Source organism: Nitratidesulfovibrio oxamicus (assembly GCF_015731765.1).
In the GTDB taxonomy this organism is placed as follows: domain Bacteria; phylum Desulfobacterota; class Desulfovibrionia; order Desulfovibrionales; family Desulfovibrionaceae; genus Cupidesulfovibrio; species Cupidesulfovibrio oxamicus.
On record NZ_VRYY01000173.1, the window covers coordinates 1 to 5023 of the forward strand.

At 69.5% G+C, this 5023-nt stretch carries 3 protein-coding genes and 1 pseudogene; 3 read left to right on the forward strand and 1 reads right to left on the reverse strand.

Features of this window, described 5'->3' with window-relative positions; translation table 11 throughout:
- The 3 genes from FVW20_RS07275 to FVW20_RS07285 form a co-directional block, all read left to right on the forward strand.
- Positions 1–1552, forward strand: a 1552-nt coding sequence (locus tag FVW20_RS07275; protein ID WP_196608910.1) for a malate synthase G, incomplete at its 5' end; no start/stop codon positions are given.
- A 245-nt stretch (positions 1553–1797) separates the two neighbouring features.
- The gene (locus FVW20_RS07280; protein ID WP_196608911.1) at positions 1798–3114 is read left to right on the forward strand and encodes a hypothetical protein; all 1317 of its coding nucleotides are present in this window, start codon (positions 1798–1800) and stop codon (positions 3112–3114) included.
- 296 nt (positions 3115–3410) lie between these two features.
- Positions 3411–4151, forward strand: coding sequence for a type 1 glutamine amidotransferase domain-containing protein (locus FVW20_RS07285; RefSeq protein WP_196608912.1), 741 nt, complete (start codon positions 3411–3413; stop codon positions 4149–4151).
- Positions 4152–4396: 245 nt separating this feature from the next.
- Here the strand turns inward: FVW20_RS07285 and FVW20_RS07290 are convergent.
- Positions 4397–5023 (reverse strand): annotated as a pseudogene (locus tag FVW20_RS07290) (phosphatase); the annotation flags it as partial.

Here is a 5023-nt window from a genome sequence, read left to right on the forward strand (position 1 = left end):
GGCCGACCCCGCCCGCTTCGCCGGGCACGCGGGCGACCCCGCCGGGGGCAACGGCGCGGTGCTGTTGCGCAACCACGGACTGCACGCGGAAATCCGCATCGACCGCGCGCACCTCATCGGCAGGGACCATGCCGCCGGGGTGCGCGACGTGGTGATGGAGGCGGCCATGACCACCATCCTCGACTGCGAGGATTCGGTGGCCGTGGTGGACGGCGCGGACAAGGCACAGGCCTACCGCAACATGCTGGGCCTGTTCCGGGGCGACCTTTCGGCGGAATTTCCCAAGGGCGGGCGCACCGTGCTGCGCACCCTGAACCCGGACCGCGAATACACCGGGCCGGACGGGGCCGCCTTCTCGCTGCCGGGCCGCAGCCTGCTGCTGGTGCGCACCGTGGGCCACCTGATGACCACCGACGCGGTGCTCACCCGGTCCGGCGAAGAAATTCCCGAAGGCATGCTGGACACCATGGCCACGGCCTACATCGCCCTGCACGACCTGCGCGGCACCTCCAGCGTGCGCAACAGCCGCACCGGCGGGGTGTACATCGTCAAGCCCAAGCAGCACGGGCCGGAAGAGGTGGCCTTTACCGTCGAGCTGTTCCGCATGGCGGAAGACGCCCTGGGCATGCCGCGCAACACGCTGAAGATCGGCATCATGGACGAGGAGCGCCGCACCACGGTGAACCTGAAGGAGTGCATCCGCGCGGCGGCGGAGCGGGTCATCTTCATCAACACCGGCTTCCTGGACCGCACCGGCGACGAAATCCACACCTGCATGGAGGCGGGTCCGGTGGTGCGCAAGAACGCCATGCGCGGCGAACGCTGGATCATCGCCTACGAGGACTGGAACGTGGACACGGGCCTGGCCTGCGGCCTTGCCGGGCGCGCCCAGGTGGGCAAGGGCATGTGGGCCAAGCCAGACATGATGCGCGAGATGGTGGAAACCAAGATCGGCCACCCCAGGGCGGGAGCCAACTGTGCGTGGGTGCCCTCGCCCACCGCCGCCACCCTGCACGCCATGCACTATCACGCCGTGGACGTGGCCGCCGTGCAGAAGACCCTGGCGGGCCAGCGCCGCGCCACCCTGGCCGACCTGCTGACCCTGCCCCTGATGGCGCCCGCATCCCGCCCCACCCCGCAAGAGGTGGAAGAGGAACTGGCCAACAACGCCCAGTCCATCCTTGGTTACGTGGTGCGCTGGGTGGAACAGGGCATCGGCTGCTCCAAGGTGCCGGACATCACCGACGTGGGGCTGATGGAAGACCGCGCCACCCTGCGCATTTCCAGCCAGCACATCGCCAACTGGCTGCACCACGGCATCTGCACCCGCGAGCAGGTGGTGGCGGTGCTCAAGCGCATGGCCGCCGTGGTGGACCGCCAGAACGCGGGCGACCCGGCGTACCGGCCCATGAGCGCGGACTTTGACGCCAGCGTGGCCTTCCAGGCCGCCTGCGACCTGGTGCTGCTGGGGCGCGAGCAGCCCTCGGGCTACACGGAGCCCATCCTGCATGCCCGCAGGCAGGAGGCGAAGGCGAAGTTCGGCATCATCTAGGACGGATGGCGTCTGCCGCCGCCCCTGGCGCGTCGATACGCCTAATACGTCCGACACGTCCGACACGTCCGATACGATTGGCCCCGCCGGAAGACAGCTTCCGGCGGGGCTTTTCGTCGTGGGCGGGCCGACCGCCGGGTTGGTCGGAAAATAATGGCGCTGCACGGGGGCTGCGGTATGGCGCGAAGAGGGGAAGGCGCACGTGCATACGGGCCGGGCCGCGCCCGGCGGGGATGGGAACCGTCATGTCGGATGCCAACATTTGCGGCAAGGATACCAATATCCTGCAACAGTTCCGCACCACCCTGTCGGCACAGGCCGGGTTGCTGGCGCGCGGCCCGTTCAAGGGCACGGACGTGCACGCCGCCGTGACGGCCCGCCTGGAAAAGCCGGATTTCTCGTGGGACGATGCCTACTTCGTGGAACAGAGCCTTGCCCCGTTCCATACCGACGAGCGCGTGCTCATCGAGATAGAGCGGCTGTTGTCGCAGGCCCGCAGCATCATGGACCCGGACACGGCAGGGTTCTATGCCGAGGTGGACCCCAAGCCCATGTCGTCCCAGTGCCGACGGGAACTGTTCGCGCGCATCCTTGTGGACCTGCAACTGGAATCGCAGAAGCGCGAGCGGCGCAAGTGGCTGCTGGAGCGCACCTGCAAGTATCTCGTGCGGCTCATGCTGGGAACCTTTGCGGTCATGCTGTTCCATGCCGAACTGTCGGCCATGGCTGCCGCCGTGTTCTGGGTGGTGGCCGGATGGCTGGTCAACTGGATGCCGGGCGGCATGGGGTCTGCGGGGTTGCCGTGGCGGGGGCCGGGCATCGGACAGGTGATGCTGCTGGCGCTGGCGGGCGGCTGCGCGGGCGCGCTGGTGACGGTGGCCCTGCGCATGAACAACTATTTCAAGACGTCGCGCCTGCGCGAGGTGGAGGCGTACGCGTCGGTCTGGTACATCGGCAACCGCATGCTCATCGGTGCGGTGGGGGCGCTGGCCGGGTGCTATCTGGTCAATGCCAAGATCATCTCGCTGTTCAACATCAACGACCTGTTCCTGCCGTTGGGCAAGGGGAGCGGCATGCAGGGCGTGGACACCGTGTACAGCATCGACGTGCTGAAGACGGTGGTGGTGAGCATTGCCTTCGGCTGTTCGGAATACTTCATTCCCGCCACGTTCGGAAAACTGCCCGGGCCAAAGACCGATGCGGGCGGGGCCACGGGTGCCGCTGCCGGGGCCGGCGTTCCGCATCCGCAGGCGGGCACTGCGCCGCATCCGCATTCCTCGCAGTCCGCCCGTTCCGGCAAGGCTGCCGGAGCGGACCGGGATGCGCCGCCCCGGAAACACCCCCCGGAGCAGCCCCCGGAGCAGGCACCGGAACAGCCGTCAGCGCCCCAGACAGACCCCCTGGACCTGCTGGACCGGCTGAACCTCGACGAACGGCTGGAAGCGGAAGGTACGGAGCGGGCGGACACGCCGGGCAATACCCCGCCGGTTCTCCGCCCGGTCCCTGATCCGGACAAGGGGACGGCGGGTTCCGGCGGCGGCACTGTCGGGGGCGGGGCCTGACACCGGGACGAGGGCGGCATCGGGGTCATGTGTGGCCAACGCGCCGCCTGTGGATGACGCCGCCGCACCCCATGGCGGCGGCGTTCCTGCGTCCTGTTCCCGGCATTCCGTTTCGCGCCCCGGCGGCCCGCAGCCCGTCTTTCCCCTTGCTCCCTCCCCCGGCCTTCACTATTTTGCGATAATGGACGATCGGCCCCGCCGTTTCCGAAAGTCGGCCCGGCGGCACGCCGTTCTTCCCGGAATTTTCCGCATTGGCCACGGCTGGCCGCATGCCGCCGTCACATAGGGAGGTTGCCATGAAAGTGCTGATGATCGTCACGTCCAACGACAGGCTGGGCGATACCGGCCACAAGACCGGGCTGTGGCTGGAGGAACTGGCCGCGCCCTATTACGTGTTCACGGACGCCGGGGCGCGGGTGACGCTGGCCTCGCCCAAGGGCGGCGCCGCGCCCGTGGACCCCCGCAGCGAAACGGAAGAGGCCCAGAACAGGACCACCCGCCGCTTCACGGCGGACCCGGCGGCCATGGCCGCCCTGAAGGACACCGTGCCACTGGCCGAGGTGCGCCCGGAGGATTACGATGTGCTGTTCTACCCCGGCGGGCACGGCCCGTTGTGGGATCTGGTGGACGATGCGCGTTCGCTGGCCATCATCGAGAAGATGCACCGCGCGGGCAAGCCCGTGGCGGCAGTGTGCCACGGCCCCGCCGTGCTGGTGCGGGCCACCACGCCCGACGGCAAGCCGCTGGTGGCCCGGCGCAACGTGACCGGGTTCTCCAACGCCGAAGAGGACGCGGTGGGCCTGTCGCAGGTGGTGCCCTTCCTGTTGCAGGACGAACTGACCCGCCTTGACGCCAGGTACGAGCGCGGCCCGCTGTGGGAACCGCACGTGGTGGCGGACGGGCTGCTGGTGACCGGGCAGAACCCGGCCTCGTCAGAGCGCACCGCGAGGACGGTGCTGGAAGTGCTGGCCCGATCGTGCGGCTGCGCGCCGTATCCGGGCGAACCAATCAGGGAACCCGGTGAGCCGGGGGCGTAGCCCGAAGGCGATGGAACGGAGGGGCGCCCCGTGCCGGGGCGGCAACCCCGCCAATCCGGGGAAAGGAAAACGGCAAGGGCAGGTGGGTCGCCATGACCGCCTGCCCTTTGTCGTGCCTGCGGTACGGGTGACAGAAAGAGGGACGGGAAACGGCGAATGCCTGCCGAGCGGCGCTGGCAGTTGCGCTGCGGGGTGGCGGGGTCAGGCAGCGCGGCCATGGGGGCTGATTGCCGTCGCCCCGGTGGCTACCTTGGGCCGTTGCCGCCATTGCCATTTGTCGTGGGCCGCAGCAGGCAGGCGATGGCGTGGAACACGGTCTGCACGTAGCGACCGGACAGCACCTCCGGCAGGGGGAAGCAGGGGGGGGCTTCGGACGGTTCGCACCCGGCCAGCGCGGTGAAGGTGCGGCGTGACAGGTCTTCCAGCGGCTGTTCCAGCATTTCGACCCACAGCCGTTCGCCCGCGCCGGGGCCGTCACCGCAAGGCCCGGTGGACGGCGGGATGTCCGACAGGCGGCAGCGCAGGGGGCGGCGAGCGAAGAGCATGCACCGCCCGCCCGGTTTGCCCGGTCCGTCCGGTTTGCCCGGTCCGTCCGGTTTGCCGGGTCCGTCCGGTTTGCCCGACATGCCGGGGCCGCCTGCCGTGACGGACGTGCCAGATACGCCGGGTTCATCAGATGCCCCAGATGCGCCAGACGCGCCAGACGCGCCAGATGCGTCCGCCTTTTCGGTCCCGTCGACCATGTCCGCCAGGCCGGGGCGAGCGGCAGTGCCGACGACGCCCGCATCCGCCACCTGAAACGTCCGGGCCAGCAACGGGCAGGCGGTCCGGCTGGCCGGGGCGTCACCGCCACCCGGACCGTCGGCGTGCAC